The organism is Flavobacterium covae, from assembly GCF_001534645.1.
In the GTDB taxonomy this organism is placed as follows: Bacteria; Bacteroidota; Bacteroidia; order Flavobacteriales; family Flavobacteriaceae; genus Flavobacterium; species Flavobacterium covae.
The window spans coordinates 2,968,339-2,988,504 of sequence record NZ_CP013992.1; the positions used below are offsets into that span (position 1 = coordinate 2,968,339).

Here is a 20,166-nt window from a genome sequence, read left to right on the forward strand (position 1 = left end):
TTATTGGGTAATTAAAATTGGGTAAATTTCATCTAACGAAGTTTTTCCTTTTGCCAAAAGGGCAAAGGCTTTATAAGCCAATGTTTGATGGTTATTATTATTTTCAAACACCTCCGTTATATGATTATGTTTTATTGCTGTAGCTAATTTATTATCTATATTAATTACTTCATAAATAGCTGTTCTACCTTTATATCCTGTATGAAAACATTGATTGCAGCCTTGTGTTTTATAATGTTTTTCCAATGGATATGGGAAATGAAAACTTACTGGAAAATCGTCTTTGTCTACTTTTGTTTCTTGTTTGCAATTTTCACAAAGTTTTCTAACCAATCGTTGTGCTACCGATAGATTTAAGGTTTCAGAAATTAAATAGGCTGGAACTCCCATATCAACTAAACGCGAAATGGTTCCGATTGCGGAGTTTGTATGAATAGTTGACAAAACAAGGTGTCCTGTAAGCGAAGCTCTAATGGCCATAAGTGCTGTTTCTGAATCTCGAATTTCTCCCAACATAATCACATCTGGATCTTGACGTAAAAACGATTTGAGAGCCGAAGCAAACGTAAGTCCAATATCTTCTTTCAGTTGAACTTGATTAATTCCTTTAAGGGTATATTCTATCGGATCTTCAACCGTAACAATGTTTCTTTTTGAATCATTTAATAATTTTAAAGTAGCGTACAACGTTGTGGTTTTTCCTGACCCAGTTGGACCACTTATCAAAATTATACCATTAGGTTTCTTTACAGCTTGAAGGTATTTTTGTAATTCATCTTCTTTAAAACCTAAAGCATTCAAGTCAATATTTGAAGCATCTTGCCCTAGCAAACGCATTACTATTTTTTCACCAAAAAGCGTTGGTAAAATTGATACTCTAATATCAAAAGATTCATTTGTAATACGTCCGTCTTGTGGTAACCTCTTTTCAGTAATATTAAGTTTAGCTTTGATTTTTATTTTATTGACCAATTCTAGATAATTTTCTTTTTCTATCTTATATCTTTCTATAAGTTGACCATCAATTCTTAACCGAATTCGGGCATTATCTTCATACACTTCAAAATGAATATCACTACTCTTTAATACCTTTGCTTCTTCTAGTAGAGATTCTAAAAAATCATTTTTTTCAACATTAAAATTCTTTTTTTGGATATCAATACGTTCCTTCCGATAATAGATAGATAAGCCTTTATTTATTACATCTGTATCTACCTTAAAAAGAAGAATTTTTTTACCTGTTAAAAGTTCTAATTCCTCTTCAATACTTGAATTATGATTTATATTGTCAACATATAATTCAATACAATCAGTTTTTACTTGCTTCGGGATTACACGATAATGATTAGCTAATTCACTTGAAATAGCCAAAAGGTTTTCTGAATCAATAACGAATGTATCCTCCATAATTAGAAAAGCAATAGTGAATAAGGCTTAAAAAATAATTTAAGACATAATACGAATACTAGTAGCAAAGCGGAAAAACCCGCCAAGGGAATAGATTCTGTTTGTCTTTTTTTTAAAAATATAAAATAAAGAGTAATTGAAAATAACATCGTACTTACAATAAATACTAAAAATTTTTGTAATTCAAAAAGAGGTGCTATAGATATAAAAAATAAGACATCTCCTAAACCAAAATAAGTATTTAAAGGATTTGAGTAATTTTTATTTTTAATTCTCATATAAAAAACCATCATTCCAAAAATAAGAAGAAAGAACACGCAATTAATGAGAGTACTTTTCATTCGTAAGTAAAAAGGAAATGGAGGTATAGAGAATCCTATAATTATAATTAACAAAGGCAAGGTAATATGTATTGCTCTATGTTTTAAATCTTGAAAAAAAAGAAATAACAAAGCTAAAATAAGTCCCCAATATAAAAGTAAATTCACTTTATTCTTTAGTAACTTCGGTTAATAACTTAGTATTATTAATTTCCCACGTATTAAAACTTCCATCACCATCCATATCTGATACTGCAGTAGCTCTTGCTAAAAAACTTTCGTTGGATGATTCTATTATTTCAACTCTATACATGGCTTGTCCTCCTTCATCTACCGTTTTTTCTTGTTCAAATCCTAGTTCATCTAAATTTCCTGAAAACTTAGAATATCTATAAAAATAACTTTTTTCTAAACCATATACTTGATTTAACATGGCTTGAGCTTCAATGGATTTTGCTTGACTTATTACCGAGGTTTGATTAGGTAACACCATTAATAATAATATACCAATAATACAAAGCACAATGAGTATTTCCGTCAAAGAGTATGCTTTGACCATCAAGTGCTTATTGAAGGATAAAAACTTATTTTTCATAAATTTAAGTGAATTTTCGGGGCAAAAACAGGAATTGTATTTGAAAAAATGTGATCAAAATCTTTTTATCAGAAACAAACTCTAAAGTAAGCATCTAAAAAGAAACAACTTGGGATCTATTTTATCACCTCGAAGAAAGGCAAAGTTACATTATCAATACTATGTAATTTTATGCTTTAATCGAAATGAGAAGATTACCTCTTTTTAAACCACTCTTTTTATTGAAATAAAAATTATTTTTTATTTAATACTTCTTTTAGTTGTTTTTTAAGTTCTTGAATTTCTTTATTTTGTTGGATTAAATACAAAGTAAGTTCTTCTATTTTTTCTTGTTGTACTTTAGCTATTTCACCCAATTCTAATCCTTTCTCTGTAATATCTTTAGCAGATGGCACATTAGGTAAATGATTATTTTGTTTTATAAAAGTATCTACTTCATCTAAACTACGTAATTTATAATCTTTGGCAAAAACATAATCAGCCCAAGTATTGTATACTTTTACTTCTTCTGCTCTTATACGTCCCTTTACAGAAAGTTTATAATCTTTATTACTATCAACTGGATCTACAAATTTATCAGTTCCGATACCAATATGTGTATCTACAAAGACATCACTATCAAATTTAGAGGAACCTGTTTTAACCCAAAAAGTATGCGCAATTGGCCAAGCTTGCGCACCTCCTAGTACTACGTGAGTATCTTTTTTAGGCATTTCTAAAAACACAAAATCAGCACCATTATTAGAAACAGTAAAACAATCTTTTTGTGTTGCATCAGTAAATTTAAAATATCCATACCCTCCTTGTCTTGCTTCCACTATAAAACGACTAGCATCAGACCTATCAGTTAAACTAAACCAAAAAGATGATTCGTTTGGATTTATATTTGATTTTGGGAAATCAAACAATTGAAGAGTTCTATCTACTCCAGAAGTACTTACTGAGTAACCAGCATTTATGATTCTACTCCTATTATTTCTGTCATTTACATCAACAAAAGTTTGCCCATCTGGCAAACCACCTGCAACATCTAATTTTGAATATAAAGCATTTGTTCCTATTCCTATATTTCCTGACTTAGAATCAATATTTAGAACAGAATTACCATTTGAAGTACTTATAAAATTTATTTTTTTACTATCCATATTTACGGTTCTATCTCCTTGAAGAGTACCATCATTACCATAAATATCCGAAGATGTACCTGCTGAACCAGACATTGGAGTTAATATTACATTTCCTTGACTATCTACTGTTAAAGCTTTCCCATTAGGCTGTGATGTTGAACTTGTACTTTTTAATTGTGTCAATTTAAGTCCTGAAATTCCTTCTGTTTCACTATCTACTTCTAGTTTTACTGTTGAATTTGTTATTCCTAAAGTTACGTTATTTTTAATATCAGGGGTTGATTTTCCAATTAAGGCTTCAGTCTTAATTTCTTCTTTTTTAGAAGATACTTCTACATTCTTTGGTTTTTGTTGTAAAGTTTTACTAGCTCCATTATAAGTTTGTCCTTGTACATAGCTAAAACACATCATGGTTACAAACGTACAAACATATCTGTTGTTTTTCATTATTTATTTATTTTTCCACAAAAGTATTACAATTATAAAAAAGAACAATTTATTAAGGAATGAATTACAGCAATAAATACACTCTATAGATTATAAAATGTTGTTTTAACACTATTTCATTTCTTTAAAAATTATCAAAAAGTAAATTTTTCTACCAATTCTATTTAATACCATTTAAACTTAAAATATACTGAATTAAAAAGTAAAATTCTCGATATGTTTTTTTATTTTAAAACAACTCGAACAAATGGTTGAGTATATAATTGAAATCATCGTTAGTTCGAGCGCGAAACGCATCGAGAACCAACACTAATTTTTATTGTTTTTGTAGGATAGTGCCTAAATCAACATACAGTTTGTCACTACGAAGGAGGAGTCTCATAATCAATATTATGTAATTTATTCCTTTGGTCGAAATGAAAGATTGTAAACTTTTTGGACAGTCTCGAGGTTAAAAAAGTATTATTATGAGGAAATTTCAAGTTTAAAAGGTATAATTATAAGTAGTCCCTATAAAATATTCTTTCAATTTCCTTTTTTGTTGTATAAATAAGTTGTTTTTCAAATTAATACAAACAAAAAAGCTCCCTTTTCATACATTGCTCTCAAATGTTTATAAGCATTGAGGGCAATGTACTTCAAGGATAGCTTTTATATTTTTATAAAAAATAATAACTATTAAAAGTTATAAGAAAAAGTAAAATTCCATGTTCTACCAAATCCAAAGAAAACTTGATTTGCATCGGCCAATCCTTTATATAAGCGATTTGCACTAGCATAAGTGGTACCTATTGGAGCATTTGCTATTTGATCATCAGCAAAGATATTACTTCTGGATTCAGAAATATAAACTGTATTTAAAACATTGTTTAGATTAACTCTAAAATTAAAATAATCATTAGATTCTTTTACTCTATAGGTTTTGAATGAAAAACCTGCATCTAACAATCCATAACTAGGCAATTGTAATGTTCCTTTGTTAACGGCTTCTTTAAATTTAGTTGGATCTATACTAGCATATAGCTTGTCTACATATAAATAAGTAGCATCTACTTTTAATCCTTTAAAAATTTCATAAGTTACACCTGCACTAGCTGTAGTTTGAGCTACATCTCCTACTTTTAAATTATCTAAATATAATGTTTCAGGTTTTCCTCCAGAAATTTGGTTATTATTAGCATCAAAACGATCGCTTGTAACATTATTTTTATATCTCCAATCACCGATAGACCCCATTAAATTAATCGTGAAATTATCAGTTGGCTTTATATTTGCTTCTAGCTCAATACCTTTATGTACTTGTTGAATACCACTAAAGTTATAATAACCTCCTACGTTTGTAACGTCTGAATCAGATTGTCTTTGAAAACGATCTTTCCAACTTGTATAATAAACATTTAAATTAGCATTGAAAACAGAAGATTTAAAACCATACCCTCCTTCTAATCCTAGTATTTTCTCATTTATAAGATTTCCAGCAAGTACTGAAAGATTGTTTGGGTAAACTGCATTAAAGAAAGGCTGTTTTGAATAATATCCGCTATTAACAAAAACATTCATTTTTTCATTAATATTAAAATTCACTCCTCCTTTAACATTGCCTCCTATTAAATTTTTATAATTTGTTGAATACAAAGGATCTGATTCTTTATATGTAAATGTATCTACACGTTTAAAACCTTGCTGTGATACTGCTCCTTGAAAAAATGCTGTAAATCTATCATTTGAATACTCTAACTGTGTGAATGCGCCATACCATCTAACATGACCATCATTATTATATTCAATTCTTTCTTGATTTTTTACATTACTCCACGGATTAAAAGAAGGTTTTGCTGAATATGTTTGAAATAAAATTCTATTAGGATTATTTATATCTCTATTATCTTTAAAACCGTCTGCGCCTAATAAATCAACAACATTTCTAAAATGATAACCAATATAGGTTCTCGCATCTACACCAAAATCTAAGGTTAAAGTCTTACTTAATTTAGTATTTAAGTTTATAATTGCACCGTACCAATCATGTGAATTTATGTTAGCTCTTCTTGTAAACCCTGTAGTTCTATCCGTTAGATACAAACCATTTGAAGTAGGTGCAATTTGTGCTCCTGTTATTGGCGTTACGGACTCCCCCCTAGAGGCAACATATTCCCCTCTGTTAAATGCTACAAAATCATTAAACGGCACCAATCCGCTTGCTGTTTTAAATGTTACGGGTGTTTTTCCTGTAAATCCTGTAAGTCCTCCACGTCCCCATGAGCCATAAAAAACAGAAGATAATTTTACCTTGTCATTAAATTTAAAATCATAGTTTAATGAAGCTACTGGTTTATGATAATAATTCGTAGCCCAAGAATACTCTTGACCATTTAAATATCCCCAATCTGAATTGTATTTTATATTAGGTTCTCCATTTGAACCATATTTGATATAATCAGCAATAGTATTTGCAAAACTTCTTTGGTTATGCCATTGTGGAGCTCCCGTAAATGTAAATTGCAAACTATTTTTTTCATTAATATCATATCCTAAACCTATAAAATAGTTTTGTCCAAAATATTTAGTTCCATTAACATACCCATTTCCTTGTGTGCTACTTAATAAAACAGAAGCTGACAATCCATTTTCTAATTTACCTGTAGAATAAGATGCCAATGTTTTTATATGATCATTGTTAGCAATAGTAGCAGATAAAATACCTCCTCTTTTAGCATCTGATGTTCGGGTAACAACATTAATAGTACCTCCTACAGAAGAGATTGCTAATTTTGAAGATCCCAAACCTCTTTGTACTTGCATGGCAGTAGTCACATCTGATAAACCGGCCCAATTACTCCAGAAAACAGAACCGTTTTCCATATCGTTTACAGGCACACCGTTTATCATAACAGCAATATTTTTCTGATCAAACCCACGAATATTCACGCGAGAATCCCCATAACCACCACCTGATTTTGTTGCATACACAGATGGCGTAGTCGCTAATATTTCTGGAAATTCCTTTGTTCCTAATTTTTCTCTAATTTCAGCCGCTTTTATTGTAGAAACGGCTACAGGAGTCTTACGATCTTTTGCAACATCTACTACTGTAGACTTAATTACAACCTCTCCTAATACATTTCCTTTATCTTTTAATACTATAATACCTAAATCAGCTTTTCCATTGGAAACTGTAAAAGCTACTTTTTTAGTTTCGAAACCTAAATAAGTAATTAATAGATTTCCCTTTGTGTTTTTAGTTTCTATTAAAAACCCACCATCAAAAGCTGATGATACGTTTTGTCTTGTGCCTTCAATGACTACATTTGCACCAGGTAGTGCACCCGTCTCATCTTGAATAGTTCCCATGATCTGATTTTGTGCGAAAAAGGGAGCACAAACAAACATCATGGTCACTAAAACCCAATTTTTCATGTTCTTCATTTGTTGTGTTTTTAGATTTAAAAGTGATGCTACAAAATTCAAACATATTTAAGTAGGCAATGTTAAGGCAATGTTAATTTTTAAAAAAACTTTAACACACATATAAAGAAAAATTATTTTTTTTAAACCATAAAATCACATTTTATACTATTTCTATTTAATTTATTAAGAATTTTATTACTCTGTAAATTTACTTAACAAAAACAAAGTAGAGGAATCATGTTCTCGAAAATCATTTTCTTGAAATTCATCTAAAATTTTATTAGCTAATTCCTTACCTAACTCTACTCCCCATTGATCATAACTAAAAATATTCCAAATAATTCCTTGTACAAATATTTTGTGTTCATATAAAGCAATCAAACTTCCTAATGTTTCTGGCGTAAGTTGGTTTATTAAAAGTGTATTGGTTGGTTTGTTTCCTTCAAATATTTTATGAGGTAACAATTCTTCTTGTTTACATTTATCTACATTTTTCTTTTCAAACTCATCTAGTACTTGTTCTTTATTTTTACCATTTAATAATGCTTCTGTTTGAGCAAAAAAATTGGCCATCAATTTTTGATGATGTGTTATGTTACCATGTAATGATTTTTTAAAACCGATGAAATCAGCAGGAATTAATTTAGTTCCTTGATGTATTAGTTGAAAAAAAGCATGTTGAGAATTTGTTCCAGGTTCTCCCCAAACTATTGTTCCTGTTTGATAATTCACAGGAAATCCTGATCGACTTATTCTTTTTCCATTACTTTCCATAATTCCTTGTTGAAGATAAGGAGGTAATTTTTGTAAATATTGAGTATAAGGAATTACAGCTTCTGTTTCTGAATTAAAAAAATTATTATACCAAATACTTAAAAGCCCCATAATGACTGGGATATTTTTATCAAATGGAGTATTTATAAAATGCTGATCCATTTTATAAGCACCTAACAACAATTGTTCATATTGCTCATAACCTATAGACAAAACAACAGAAAGTCCTACGGCTCCCCATAACGAAAATCTACCGCCTACCCAATCCCAAATTGGAAAAATATTATCAGAATCTATTCCAAACTCTACTGTTTTTTTTATTTCGCTTGAGACTGCTACAAAGTGATTCTTTATAAATTTTTCTTCTGCATTTTTTAAAAACCACTTTTTGGCAACAAGGGCATTACCAAGTGTTTCTTGCGTTGTAAATGTTTTAGAAACAACAACAAATAAGGTTGTTTCAGGATTTAATTTATTTAAAATTTCAGTTGAATGGTCTCCATCTATGTTAGAAATAAAATGAACGTTAAGATGATTTTTATAATATGACAAAGCATCTGTTACCATAGCAGGTCCTAAATCAGAACCTCCAATACCTATGTTTACAATATCTGTAAATGGTTTATCAGTATATCCTTTTCTTTTTCCAACAATTACTTCTTCTGAAAATTGTTTTATTTTATCTTTTACCGCCCATATATCTTGAACAATTTCTTGATCATCTAGTTGCAATTTAACTGTTTTAGGCAATCTAAGGGCTGTATGTAATACGGCTCTATTTTCAGTTTTATTTATTTTTTTTCCTAAAAATTGTGAGTTAATTGCATCTTTTAAGGAACATTCTTCTGCTAAATCTAATAGCAATGATAATGTAGTATCATTAATTCTATTTTTAGAATAATCTAAAAGAAAATGATCCCATTCAACGTGAAATTTTTTTGTTCTTTGACTATCATTTTCAAACATTTGCTGCATTGATACATTTTGTATTTCAACGAAATGTTCTTTTAATTTATTCCAAGTATTTGTTTCAGTAGGATTTATAGAGGGCAAAATCATATTTATATAAGGTTCTATTTTTTTATCGGTTTATTTTTTTTAATGTTTAAAAGAAGAAATCGACTAGTTTTTCAAAGTTCTTCTCCCCAGTTTTTTAATTCTTCTTCAGACCATAATTCAGGGAAGAATATACGGCGCTGATAACGTGGGTGCATATATTTTTTCCAATCGCTTCCTCCTGTTGCTTCACCATTTCCTTTACCATTATCTATGTATTTTTGAGCAGCACGGTAGTGTCCCATCACCCACGTAATATTTACAGTATAATCATAATGACGCATGGCTTTAATTAATTCAGGATTAGTTTGATCTTCAATAGGGAGTTGTTTAAACTTACACCATAAATTAATTGTATTGTATTCTTCCATAACTTGAAGAAATTCTTTTTTATATTTTTCTTCAAATTGTTTTAGAAAATACGATTTTTCTCCTGTTTTATAATTTTTACCAGCAGCTTGCCAATACAAATGTTCAAAAGCGTGATTATAAGAAGTATTTCTATCAATAGTTGTTCTATAACGATAGTCAATTAAGTTGATTAAATCAGTAGAACAAAATTCTATCATACGATACTGTGCACTCTGAAAACCACTGGCAGGAGTTAGTGTATGACGGAATTTCATGTATTGTTCTACGTCCATTCCTTCTCCCATTATCGTAAATGATGTGGTTAACATATCAAAATATCGACTAATACGCATAAGTCTATCCGTAAAGAATTGTGTTGTTAGTTTTTGAGCGTAAGAAACTTGTTTTATTTCCCATAAAATCATTTTGAATAAAAGTTCATTTATTTGATGATACATGATAAACACATTTTCATCTGGAAATATAGTACGCTGGTTTTGAAGACTTAACAAAGCATCTGTTTGAATATAATCCCAATAAGTAATGGGTTTAGACCAAAGAAGCCCTTCTAGGTAGGCTTCTGTTTTTTGATCTAAAGATTGGTATTTTTGGTCTATTTTATCTACTAAATTAGAGTAATCATTCATTCTATTAACTTTTTAAAACTAAAAAAGGGTTTTTAAGTCCTTTAAAACTTTCTAAATCCGCTTTTAAGGAACCCACAGCTAGACTTGCTTTAATTCGTAATGGTATTTTATTTTCATCATCACTTACCCATACGGTTAGACTTTCTTCTTCTTTAAAAACTCTACCATGCTGAACCAATGGCCTAAAAATTAATGTTTTGACGTTTCCAAATTTAGTATTAATTGTTTCTCTACCTAAGAAACGCATTTTAAATTTATAAATTTCATCATCAAAAAACATATCAATAATTATTGATTCTCCTACAGCCAATTCACTTGCTTTGGGATGATTTCGTAAATAATAAAACGAAGAAACAATATCTTGTACATCTTCTGTAACAGAGAGGTTCTTTTCTGTTTTATTCTTATAATCTTTTACTAGTATTGTATTTTTGGTCTGATTAAAAAAACCTTCTTGATCTTTGGTATATCCACCTTCATCTATTTTTCTTACATATTGATAAGGTTTATTGGTTTCTTGATCAAAAATACTTTGGTAATGATCTTCGACTTTAAAAAAGAAACGAGACATACCTGTTGTGTAGCCATGTCCAACTGCATAAAAACATTTCCGATTATTTCTTACTGCATCTTTTAATTCTAAAGTTGCATAACCAGCATTTACTATACCGTAGTGAATCCTATATTTTAACCATTCACCTACACCAAAAGCTTCTTTTTTTTGTTCTGTAATTTGAAACGATGATAAACCTAAAGCGGCTATGAATAATAGAATATTTTTTTTCATTTTTTATATTTGTAGACAGTTTGGTTATCAGTCACTACAATTTTTATTCCAAAAGTAATAAAAAACAAAAAAACCCAATCAGAAAATGACTGAGTTTTTATGTTATTAACCAACCAAAAAACTATAAATTATGAAAATTTATAAAGTTCAGAGGGAACCACCCCTCAAATTCATAGGACAAATATAAATCGTTTTTTTAATAAAAACACAACAAAAAATTAATTTTAACAAATTTTTATCAAAATTAAGAGTTTTTTAAGGTTTGTTTTTAAACTTTATTCATCAAAATATAGTTTTAAGTATTTTTTTGAATTAATTAATCAAAACCTAATTTAACTCGAACTCTTTTTAAAACATCATTAGCAACTAAAGATGCTTTTCCTGCACCAATTTGTAATATTCTATCCAACTCTGTCAAATTATTCATATAATAACTATAACGTTCTCTTTCTACTGCAAAACGTTCAACAATTAAGTCATATAAAGCTTGTTTAGCATGTCCGAATCCAAAATTACCAGCTAAATATTTCTCCCTTAATTCAGTTGTCTGATCCTCTGTAGCTATTAACTTATATAGAGAAAAGACATTACAGGTATCTGGATTTTTAGGATCTTCAAGTGGTGTACTATCTGTTTGAATCGTTTTGATTTGTTTTAACAAATCTTTGTCATCTAAAAATATATTAATTGTATTATTCCTTGATTTACTCATTTTTTCACCATCAGTACCAGGAATCAACATAGAATCCTCCCCTGTTTTAGCTTGTGGCAAGACAAATGTTTCTCCCATTTGATGATTAAAACGAGAAGCTACATCACGTGTAATTTCTAAATGTTGTAATTGATCTTTTCCTACAGGTACAATTTCTGCATCATAAGCTAAGATATCAGCAGCCATTAACATTGGATATGTAAACAATCCTGCATTTACATCTTCTAACCTATCTGCTTTATCTTTAAACGAGTGCGCTAACGTCAATCTTTGAAAAGGAAAAAAACAACTCAAATACCAAGTTAGCTCCGCAACTTGCGGAACGTCACTTTGACGATAAAAAGTTACTTTATTAATATCTAAACCGCAAGCTAACCAAGCTGCAGCTGTACTATATGTATTATTTTTCAAAACTGTACCTTCTTTTATTTGAGTTACAGAGTGTAAATCTGCTATAAATAAAAAAGATTCGTTTTCAGGCTGATCAGCCATTTTTATGGCAGGTATAATTGCGCCTAAAAGGTTTCCTAAATGTGGAGTTCCTGTACTTTGTACTCCCGTTAATATTTTTGCCATTATATTCTTAAAAATGATATTTTCGCAAAGGTAATTTTTTTTAATTCATATTTGAAGTAAATAACAACTGTTATGCGAATGTTAAAAATTCTTTTTTGGTGTATCTGGCGTTTATGGTTTTATGTATTAGTTTTAATACCTATCCTTATCATGTCTCCTTTTTTGACCCTCTCTCTTTCTAAAGATTCTTGGTATCCTTATTTTTTTAAAATGGCTCGTTTGTGGGCTAAAATTGTTCTTTACGGAATGGGGTTTCATTATAAAATCAAAAGCGAACAACCTGTTTTACCCAACCATAGTTATATGTTTATTGCAAATCATACTTCAATGACAGACATTATGCTGATGTTAGCCGTGGTTAAAAATCCTTTTGTTTTTGTAGGAAAAAAAGAATTGGTTAAAATCCCCATATTTGGCTTTTTTTATAAAAGAGCTGCCATTATGGTAGATCGTGATAGTATGCGAAGTCGATCGGAAGTCTATGAAAGAGCTAAAGCGCGTATTAATCAAGGTTTAAGTATTTGTATTTTTCCTGAGGGAAAGGTACCTGACGATGAAAGTGTGATTTTAGATGAGTTTAAAAGTGGAGCTTTTAATATTGCTATTGATCATCAACTAACAATTGTACCTATCGTTTTTTATGATAATAAAAATCTTTTTTCCTATACTTTTTTTAGCGGCAAACCAGGATGCCTAAGAGTTCAATTCTTATCCTTTGTAAAAACAACAGGAATGACTCATGAGGACAAAAAGATTATTAAAGATAAATCTAGAAAATTAATCCTCAATAAACTGTTAAATGATCCCGCATACATGAGACATTCTAACAAAAATACCCATCAAAAATAATTTTGTTTTTCATAAAAAAATCATTTTTTTTATGAAAATATTTAACATTATATTTAAAATATCTATATATTTGGCAAATATTAACCCAAAAATAGACTAAATATGAAAAAAAGAATACTACCCAGTTTCTTTCTTTTGTTTGGAGTAACTGTAGGTTATTCACAACACTTCGGAGACGTGAGTATTACAAGAGAAACACAAGCAAACCAAAAGCTTTCTAAAAAAGAAGCCAAGATTCTCAGAAAAAAGCACGAACATTTTTTAGCTAATAATAAAATAAATAAAACTTTTTATTTATCTAAACAACAAAGGAAAGAAGAAGGTATTCCACCTAATAAATACAATGAACAAGAATGGTTACTAACCATGAATCCTAGTTTAGGTAGGCCAACTAACGAAAACATTGAAACCATTCGAAAAGATCTAGAAAAAGCACGTCAAGAAGCTTTGGCATACCGTATACCAGGTGATGCTACTACAAATAATTGGGTAGAACGAGGACCTAATAATGTAGGAGGACGTACAAGAGCAATTATTTTCGACCCAGGAGATACAACTGGAAATACTGTAGTAGCTGGAGGAGTTAGTGGCGGATTATGGAGAAATAGCAATATTTCAAGTACAACCTCTGCATGGACAAAAATTGATACTTTCCCTGAACATATAAATGTTCAAAACATAGCAATAGATCCTAATAACAGAGATACTTGGTATGTAGGCACAGGTGAATCTTACGTGTTTGGAGATGTAAATGGTAATGGCATTTGGAAAACTACTAATAGAGGAGCTACATGGACTAGAGTTTATGGAGGCGGATCTGTATCATCAACTGTTAAAAATTTACAAAACCTTGAAATAATAGCTCCTTCCAATGCTGCTACAATAAGAGCTTATTCTACAGGTTCTGCTACATGGCCTGGCGGTGCTATTAATAACACCTTCACAGCGTCAATCGTATTAATGAATGATGGAGTAGCACCAACAGATGATGCTTGTGGCGCAACTTCACAAAATTATGCCGGTAAAATTGTTTTAATAAGAAGAGGCACTTGTTCTTTTGAATCAAAAGCAATGGTGGCTCAAAATGCGGGTGCAATAGGCGTAATTATAATGAACAATGCTGTAGGTGGTTCCGTATTTAATATGTCAGAAGATGCTGCTATTACAGGAACTATACCTACCATTATGATTTCTAAAGAAGATGGCGATCTACTCATCGCTAATTTAGCAAACTTAACTGGAACTATAAAACCTTCTGGTCCTCTTGAATTTTCTGGGTTAGAAGTTTCAGGTGTTCAATTTGTAAATGATTTAGTGGTTAAAAACAATGGTGGGGTTTCTGAAATTTATGCTGCTATGGGAGATGGCCAATACTCAGAATCTCGTAATGGTACCCTATTTAATGCTTCTAATTTCGGCCTGTATAAATCTATTAATGGAGGAAGTACATGGACCAAACTAAGTTTACCTTCATCAGTAGCTGGACACCCTACTTGTCCTAATGACATTGAATTGGGAGCAGACGGCGACATTTGGGTATCATCTACCGATAGTTGGACGTATGGTGATGGCGGCGGTAGAGTATTTCAATCAACAGATAACGGAGGTACTTTTAACTTACGCCATACGGTTGTTGCTGAAGGGGGAGGAAAACGAGTAGAAATTGAAGCTTCTAATACAACTCCTGATAAAATTTATGTATTATCACAATTAAAAGATGATCCAAATACCTCTACAAAAGTAGAAGTACAATTAGCCTTAACCACTAACGGATTTAATACAACTCCTACTATTTTATCGTTACCTGCTGGAAATGAAACACGCGAGACCACTTATGGTTTTACTGGTCAACAAGCTTTTTACGACATGATGATTGAATCAGACCCTATAGATGATAAAATTTTATATCTAGGAGGTATTGATCTTTATAGAACAGCTAATGCAAATGGCCCTTCTGTAACATGGAATACTATTTCCAATTGGACAACCAATGTACATTCTGATCAACATGCTATGGTTTTTAAACCAGGTAATAGTAACATAGCCCTTTTTGGCAATGATGGAGGAGTATATTACACAAGTAATGTAGCTAGTACTACAACTCCAGCTACAGCTAGAAATACAGGCTTTAACGTTACTCAATTTGTAGGAGTAGCTGTAATGCCAAATGGTGTTTCTGGTGCTGCGGGTGATTTTTTTGTTGCGGGAGCTCAAGACAATGGCACTCAATATTATTCAGGCTCTTCTACTGCTGCCAATTCAACTTTAGGGGCTTCTATAGGAGTTAACAACACTTTTAGAGTTCAAGGAGGTGATGGAGGAAAACCTTTATTTGACCAAGGATCCGATAAATATTATATTACAAATTATGTATATAATGACAATATGATTCTTAGAAATATAGGAAATACTACAACTAAAACTCTAAATGACAACACTTCTGGAGCAGGTTTATTTTACCCTGCTATGACTCTAGATTCTACAAATGATATTGTGTATTCTGATTTTACCCAGAATGGAACTTATCAAGTAAGAAGATATTCTAATATTAAGGGTAATACACAGGTATCTAGAACTAATTTAGCCAATGCTTTATTAACAGGGTATGCAACAGCTCTTGCTACAGGTAAAGTAACACCTACTACTTTATACATAGGAACTATGAATGGTAAATTACTAAAAGTTACTGGAGCTAACGGTTCTTCTCCTGTATGGTCTAACATAAGTGGTCCTAATTTTGTTGGTAGTGTTTCTGACATAGAGTTTGGAGCTAATGATAACCAAATTTTCCTAACTATGCACAATTATGGTGTAAACAATATTTGGTATACATCGAACGGAGGAACTAATTGGTATCAACTAGACGGCAATTTACCTGATTTGCCAGTAAAAGCAATTTTACAAAATCCATTAAATACCGCAGAAATTATGATAGGTACTGATTTGGGAGTTTGGTATGCTAATAATTTTAACAATGCTGCAACTTCTGATCAAGCATTAAACTGGAAACAAGCTTATAATGGAATGAGAAATGTAAAAGTTACAGACTTAGATATTCAAGCAAATTCTCCAACAGCACCTAACGCGTATAAGGTATATGCCGCTACGTATGGTCGTGGTGTTTTTTCAGGCAATCTAACAGGTGCTATAGGAGCCAAAATAGATGAATCAGTTACAGAAAAAGTAAATACAATTAGAGTTTACCCAACAGTTTCTGAAGGAAATATAAAATTAACTTCTTCTAACGACTATGGTAGCGTAAAAGTTGAAGTATTTGATATTACTGGTAAACTGGTTCTAGAAAATTCCGTAATAATTCATAACAATACAAATGAATTAGACTTATCAAACTTAACCCCAGGAAATTATTTCTTAAAAATGTCTGGTGATCATTTTCAAGAAACCGAAAAAATCATAATCCAATAGCGATTTTTCTAATACAAAATATGAGGTTGTCCTAAAAAATATTTTAGGACAACCTCTTTTTTAGGCACATTCATAATAACATAAATACCTACATATCAACAAAACAAGTATTATATTAGGAGAAAGAAACCCAAAAAAAGCTCAAAAAGAGTCTAATATCATTTAAACTTAAAATATACTTGGATTAAAAAATAAAGTTCTCGATACGTTTTTTTATCTTAAAAACAACTCGAACAGAGGGTTGAGTATATAATTGAAATCATCGTTAGTTCCAGCGCGAAGCGCATCGAGAACCAACACTAATTTTTATTATTTTTGTAGGTAGTGTCTAAATCAACATGCAGTTTGTTACTCCGATAACAAGCTACCAAAAACAAATTCCATTCCAACAAGAAATGAGAGGCTCAGCCGAAATCATCACCGAAGATCTTAGACTCATAGAAAGAATATTCTATCAGTTTAGAGAGATCTTTAAAAGTAATGAGTGATTAAAAACCTAAAATAATCCTCGCAATGGTAAAATAAATTAAAATTCCCAAAATATCATTACTTGTAGTAATAAAAGGTCCGGTGGCTAATGCAGGATCTACTCCATTCTTATTTAAAACAATAGGTATAAAAGTACCTATTAGGGACGCAATTACGATAACTGATAATAAAGCGGTAGTAACTGTTAAGCCGATATGAATTTCAAAACCTAGTAAATAATAGCTTCCTAATAATAAGATCGTAGAAAGAATCAAACCGTTTAACAAGCTCAATGATAGTTCTTTTAATAAACGTTGCAAAATAGTTCCGCTAATTGAATTATTAGCCAAACCTTGTACAATAATGGCCGATGATTGTACTCCTACATTTCCTCCCATAGCAGCAATTAAAGGGGTAAAAAAGAATAACTGAGGATGTTCTTTCATGGCCGGTTCAAATAAACCTAAAACACGAACACTGACAAATCCCCCTAATAAGGCTAAAACTAACCAAGGCAAACGAGCTCTCGTAAGTTCTAAAATACTATCATCTGCCTCTACATCTTGGGAGATACCAGCCGCCATCTGATAATCTTTATCTGCTTCTTCCTTGATTACATCTACAATATCATCAATCGTAATACGCCCCACTAAACGCCCCATTTCATCGACTACAGGAATGGCTTCTAAATCATATTTTTGCATGATACGTGCCACTTCGGTATCCATTGTATCTACTTTTACGTAATCTACTTTTTTGATATATACATCGCTAATGGGGGTTTTGGTAGATGTTGTTAGTAAATCTTTTAGGGAAAGTCGTCCTTTTAGGCGATCCTCATCGTCTACTACGTAGATAGAATGTACACGTGTAACGTGTTCTGCTTGCATACGCATTTCTTTAACACAGGTCAGCACATTCCAATTTTCATTTACTTTTACTAACTCCTTCCCCATCAAACCACCTGCTGTATCTTCATCGTAACGAAGTAATTCTACGATATCTTTTGCGTGTTCAACGTCTTCTAGCTCTAAGATTACTTCTTCTTTTTTAGACTGTGGTAATTCCGCTATAATATCGGCTGCATCATCTGTATCTAATTCGTCAATCTCTTCTGCAATTTCTTTGGCAGAAAGGTTTTTAAGGATTTTTATACGTACTTCATCGTCTAACTCTAAAAGAGCATCAGCGGTTTTTTCTGAATCTAATATTTTAAAAACATAATTAGCCCGATATTCATCTAGTTCATCTAAAATTTCAGCAATATCTGCAAAGTGAATGTCCTGCAACAAGTTTTCTAGTTCTTGTGCTCGGTTTTCATTCACTAAATGCTCGATCTGAGCGATGAATTCTGGGGTAATTTTAAACTCCATCTGCTGCTATTTTTTGGGTGAGCTCTATGAATTGCTCTACTGATATTTGTTCTGGGCGAAGGTCAAAGATACTATCTTCTCTTAAATTATCCGAAAGATTAAAGCTTTTTAAACTATTTCTTAGTGTTTTTCTTCTTTGATTAAAAGCTGTTTTTACTACATTAAAGAATAATTTTTCATTACAAGGTAACTGAGCATTTTCTTTACGACGCATACGCATAACACCTGATTTTACTTTAGGAGGAGGTGTAAATACAAATTCTGAAACTGTAAACAGGTACTCTGTTTCATAAAAAGCTTGTGTTAGTACGGATAAAATCCCGTAAGTTTTACTTCCTTTTTTTTCGCAAATACGCTCTGCTACTTCTTTTTGAAACATTCCTGCAAACTCAGGAATTTGATCACGCATTTCTAATACTTTAAAAACAATTTGAGAAGAAATATTATACGGAAAATTTCCAATAACAGCAAAAGGCTCATTGCCAAAAACTTTAGTCAAATCAAATCTTAAAAAATCCTCAGAGAGAATCTTATTAGATAATTTTAAATAATGTGTTTTAAGGTATTCTACTGATTCAGTATCTATTTCGATTACATAAGTATCAATTGGTTTTTCAAGGAGGTACTTAGTTAAAACGCCCATTCCTGGACCAATTTCCAATACTTTATCATACCCTTGTAAGGTTAGTGCATCGGCTATTTTACCCGCAATATTTTCATCATTTAAGAAATGTTGACCTAGGTGTTTTTTTGCTCTTACTTTATCCATTTTTTTGTTTCAGGTTTCACGTTAATTTGTGTTATGTGAAAAGTTTCAGGTTGGGTTAGTACTTACCTTTTATTTCCTTTAATTATTGAATGTTTAATAGAGGTCTTTAGGTTTACCTAATTTAACCTTGCTAATGATTAAATCTTCTAAAGATAAAAACATTCTATTTTAAGACTGTGTTTTCTTCCACTATGGCTTGAACGCTTTTCATTGTAAGCATCTTCAAAATACCTATTAACAGAAATTCTTGTTATGAGTTCTATATTCAAGCTAATTGAGAAAATTTAATTGAAATATTTTGATTTTAACATCATTTTGAAATTTTTCAATTTCATTAAAGACAGTAACCTTTTTTCTGAAATTTTCTCCTTTTGTTTCTATCCAAAAATCAACATTAACGGAAAATGTCTTTGGTATTGATGGATATTTTACTGCTCGATTGCTTACCATTAACTTTTTACTTTACAATCATTACGGAGCTCAATAAATTATTGAATTTCGTTATCTCAATTTCTATCATTTTTTATAAAATCAATAATAAAATTATTCTACTTTTCTTGTTTATGTTTCGTAGGAAAAATATTAATTTGTTTCAATAATTCGATAAAGTATGAATAGGTATCTAGTTCCTGATAATTTTAAGAATACTTCTCGTCGTTGTCTATTGCTTTTCTTATTCGAAACTCAATTTGCATAATTCTTAATGTTCTGAAATAATTTCTAACTCAGTTCTAAAAGCTAACATCTTGTCTCCAAAAAGGCGTAAGCCTTCTTCGCGTAAAGCAGGAGCGTCTTCGTCATAATAGCGTTGTAAGGTTTCTTTACTATCGGTAAAATATTGTACTGCATACGTTATTCCTCCCATTTCTTCTTCTACTAAAACTTTTACCATTTTAGCTGATGTAAATTTACCTGTTCCGATTACTTCTGCAATATGTTTGTTTTGCATCCAATCTAACCATTGGTCATGAATACTTTCGTGAATATTTACAGTAACATTATATATGATCATTTTTATTTTTTTTAGGATTATATATTTAAAAATCTAAAAGTTTATTTATGCAAAGATAGCCA

Annotated in this window: 14 protein-coding genes and 1 pseudogene; 3 read left to right on the forward strand and 12 right to left on the reverse strand. The window is 30.9% G+C overall.

Annotation, left to right across the window (positions count from 1 at the left end; all coding sequences use genetic code 11):
- The 9 genes from AWN65_RS13015 to trpS all read right to left on the reverse strand — a co-directional run bounded on the left by AWN65_RS13015 (position 1) and on the right by trpS (position 12,207).
- Positions 1-1,407 (reverse strand): GspE/PulE family protein, encoded by a 1,407-nt coding sequence (locus tag AWN65_RS13015; protein ID WP_060383541.1) that lies wholly within the window; start codon positions 1,405-1,407, stop codon positions 1-3.
- 2 nt (positions 1,408-1,409) lie between these two features.
- Complete coding sequence (locus AWN65_RS15455) at positions 1,410-1,895, reverse strand: prepilin peptidase (RefSeq protein ID WP_060383542.1); 486 nt, start codon at positions 1,893-1,895, stop codon at positions 1,410-1,412.
- A 1-nt stretch (position 1,896) separates the two neighbouring features.
- The gene (locus AWN65_RS13025; protein WP_060383543.1) at positions 1,897-2,286 is read right to left on the reverse strand and encodes a type IV pilin protein; all 390 of its coding nucleotides are present in this window, start codon (positions 2,284-2,286) and stop codon (positions 1,897-1,899) included.
- Positions 2,287-2,555: 269 nt separating this feature from the next.
- On the reverse strand, positions 2,556-3,896 hold the full coding sequence (locus AWN65_RS13030) for a hypothetical protein (RefSeq protein ID WP_145902570.1): 1,341 nt from the start codon (positions 3,894-3,896) through the stop codon (positions 2,556-2,558).
- A 678-nt stretch (positions 3,897-4,574) separates the two neighbouring features.
- Positions 4,575-7,322, reverse strand: coding sequence for a TonB-dependent receptor (locus AWN65_RS13035; protein ID WP_060383545.1), 2,748 nt, complete (start codon positions 7,320-7,322; stop codon positions 4,575-4,577).
- A 177-nt stretch (positions 7,323-7,499) separates the two neighbouring features.
- On the reverse strand, positions 7,500-9,137 hold the full coding sequence (pgi, locus tag AWN65_RS13040) for a glucose-6-phosphate isomerase (protein WP_060383546.1): 1,638 nt from the start codon (positions 9,135-9,137) through the stop codon (positions 7,500-7,502).
- 71 nt (positions 9,138-9,208) lie between these two features.
- Positions 9,209-10,132, reverse strand: coding sequence for a tryptophan 2,3-dioxygenase family protein (locus tag AWN65_RS13045; RefSeq protein WP_060383547.1), 924 nt, complete (start codon positions 10,130-10,132; stop codon positions 9,209-9,211).
- A 4-nt stretch (positions 10,133-10,136) separates the two neighbouring features.
- On the reverse strand, positions 10,137-10,919 hold the full coding sequence (locus AWN65_RS13050) for a DUF3108 domain-containing protein (RefSeq protein WP_060383548.1): 783 nt from the start codon (positions 10,917-10,919) through the stop codon (positions 10,137-10,139).
- 316 nt (positions 10,920-11,235) lie between these two features.
- On the reverse strand, positions 11,236-12,207 hold the full coding sequence (gene trpS / locus AWN65_RS13055; RefSeq protein WP_060383549.1) for a tryptophan--tRNA ligase: 972 nt from the start codon (positions 12,205-12,207) through the stop codon (positions 11,236-11,238).
- Between the two features lie 72 nt (positions 12,208-12,279).
- Between trpS and AWN65_RS13060 the strand changes: the two genes are divergently transcribed.
- From AWN65_RS13060 to AWN65_RS15295, 3 genes and pseudogenes are all read left to right on the forward strand, one after another.
- Positions 12,280-13,056, forward strand: a complete 777-nt coding sequence (locus AWN65_RS13060) for a lysophospholipid acyltransferase family protein (RefSeq protein WP_060383550.1) — start codon at positions 12,280-12,282, stop codon at positions 13,054-13,056.
- Between the two features lie 102 nt (positions 13,057-13,158).
- Positions 13,159-16,482, forward strand: coding sequence for a PA domain-containing protein (locus AWN65_RS13065; RefSeq protein ID WP_060383551.1), 3,324 nt, complete (start codon positions 13,159-13,161; stop codon positions 16,480-16,482).
- Positions 16,483-16,841: 359 nt separating this feature from the next.
- Positions 16,842-16,970 (forward strand): annotated as a pseudogene (locus AWN65_RS15295) (HlyD family secretion protein); the annotation flags it as partial.
- Here the strand turns inward: AWN65_RS15295 and mgtE are convergent.
- The 3 genes from mgtE to AWN65_RS13090 all read right to left on the reverse strand — a co-directional run bounded on the left by mgtE (position 16,971) and on the right by AWN65_RS13090 (position 20,104).
- A complete protein-coding gene (mgtE, locus tag AWN65_RS13075) occupies positions 16,971-18,323 on the reverse strand; it encodes a magnesium transporter (protein WP_060383552.1) in 1,353 nt (450 codons plus the stop codon). It lies immediately after the preceding pseudogene.
- Positions 18,313-19,092 carry a 16S rRNA (adenine(1518)-N(6)/adenine(1519)-N(6))-dimethyltransferase RsmA gene (gene rsmA, locus AWN65_RS13080; protein WP_060383553.1) on the reverse strand — a complete coding sequence of 260 codons (780 nt, stop codon included), beginning with the start codon at positions 19,090-19,092 and terminating at the stop codon, positions 18,313-18,315. Before rsmA ends, mgtE begins: the two co-directional genes overlap by 11 nt.
- Positions 19,093-19,792: 700 nt before the next feature.
- On the reverse strand, positions 19,793-20,104 hold the full coding sequence (locus AWN65_RS13090) for a DUF4286 family protein (protein ID WP_060383555.1): 312 nt from the start codon (positions 20,102-20,104) through the stop codon (positions 19,793-19,795).
- Positions 20,105-20,166 lie beyond the last annotated feature (62 nt).

Coding starts and splice junctions, on each gene's coding strand:
- AWN65_RS13015 (WP_060383541.1), bottom strand. CDS start 1,407: ATGGAGGATACATTCGTTATTGATTCAGAAAACCTTTTGGCTATTTCA.
- AWN65_RS13025 (WP_060383543.1), bottom strand. CDS start 2,286: ATGGTCAAAGCATACTCTTTGACGGAAATACTCATTGTGCTTTGTATT.
- AWN65_RS13030 (WP_145902570.1), bottom strand. CDS start 3,896: ATGAAAAACAACAGATATGTTTGTACGTTTGTAACCATGATGTGTTTT.
- AWN65_RS13035 (WP_060383545.1), bottom strand. CDS start 7,322: ATGAAGAACATGAAAAATTGGGTTTTAGTGACCATGATGTTTGTTTGT.
- pgi (WP_060383546.1), bottom strand. CDS start 9,137: ATGATTTTGCCCTCTATAAATCCTACTGAAACAAATACTTGGAATAAA.
- AWN65_RS13045 (WP_060383547.1), bottom strand. CDS start 10,132: ATGAATGATTACTCTAATTTAGTAGATAAAATAGACCAAAAATACCAA.
- AWN65_RS13050 (WP_060383548.1), bottom strand. CDS start 10,919: ATGAAAAAAAATATTCTATTATTCATAGCCGCTTTAGGTTTATCATCG.
- trpS (WP_060383549.1), bottom strand. CDS start 12,207: ATGGCAAAAATATTAACGGGAGTACAAAGTACAGGAACTCCACATTTA.
- AWN65_RS13060 (WP_060383550.1), top strand. CDS start 12,280: ATGCGAATGTTAAAAATTCTTTTTTGGTGTATCTGGCGTTTATGGTTT.
- AWN65_RS13065 (WP_060383551.1), top strand. CDS start 13,159: ATGAAAAAAAGAATACTACCCAGTTTCTTTCTTTTGTTTGGAGTAACT.
- mgtE (WP_060383552.1), bottom strand. CDS start 18,323: ATGGAGTTTAAAATTACCCCAGAATTCATCGCTCAGATCGAGCATTTA.
- rsmA (WP_060383553.1), bottom strand. CDS start 19,092: ATGGATAAAGTAAGAGCAAAAAAACACCTAGGTCAACATTTCTTAAAT.
- AWN65_RS13090 (WP_060383555.1), bottom strand. CDS start 20,104: ATGATCATATATAATGTTACTGTAAATATTCACGAAAGTATTCATGAC.